At 37.5% G+C, this 758-nt stretch carries 1 protein-coding gene; it reads right to left on the minus strand.

The window, feature by feature from the left end:
* Window positions 1-212 precede the first annotated feature (212 nt).
* Entirely contained in the window at window positions 213-590 is a 378-nt protein-coding gene (locus tag CXF65_RS01050; protein ID WP_101210733.1) for an MliC family protein, read from the minus strand.
* Window positions 591-758: the final 168 nt, after the last annotated feature.

Raw genomic sequence — 758 nt, forward strand, 5'->3', positions numbered from 1 at the left:
ATCATTCCACTATAAAAGCATTACTGCGTTAACCTCGCTTGACGTATCAAATATACATCTACACTCGGTTGCCTTGTAATGCTTTTAAATTGAATCGACTATATTGCACAATAGACGCTCATAAAAAATGCCAGTAGCGTAAGTTATGGGCGCTACTGGCATTTTTGTTTTTAACGAGTATTACATACTGTCAGTCATTTTATTATTATTGATTATACTTGACAGTTTACGCTGTACTGCTGTCCGTTATCTGAGCTGATGGTCATAATGCCATAATCAGCCTTGGTGTGCCAATCGAATGTCGTTTTAGGGTTGGTGTCATTTACATAACGAGCACCAGAACCTGATACCACTTGCTTTAACGATATTTTTGCATTGTTTAAGCCGACTTTAGGTAGCGAGACGTTTAAGTTAGCAATTTGACCATTTGCGGTATAGGCGGCTGTCACTTTGCCGTTGTCTTCGCACGTTAGTGTCTGAACTTGGTTGCTTGCACTGCCACTTGCTGTAGTTGTAGTTGTTGTTGGAGCGTTAGTGGCACAGGCCGTTAGAAGTACAGCAAAAGGCGCAACAGCTAATAGTTTTTTCATAATATTCCTTAATATTGTTAATGATTGTTTGTAATTTCACAAAGCAATATCATACAGTAAACTTTGTTATTTCGTGTTGTGGTTCGAGTTTATCAGCGTAACGTTTACTTTCTTTATTACAAATAATGGGACTATTTATTTTTCATAAAAACAAATAGTCTTTAGGGC

This window comes from Psychrobacter sp. Sarcosine-3u-12, from assembly GCF_002836005.1.
GTDB classification, from domain to species: Bacteria; Pseudomonadota; Gammaproteobacteria; order Pseudomonadales; family Moraxellaceae; genus Psychrobacter; species Psychrobacter okhotskensis.

Bases quoted from the DNA above. Each gene is read 5' to 3' on its own strand.
- CXF65_RS01050 (WP_101210733.1), bottom strand. From the start codon at position 590: ATGAAAAAACTATTAGCTGTTGCGCCTTTTGCTGTACTTCTAACGGCC.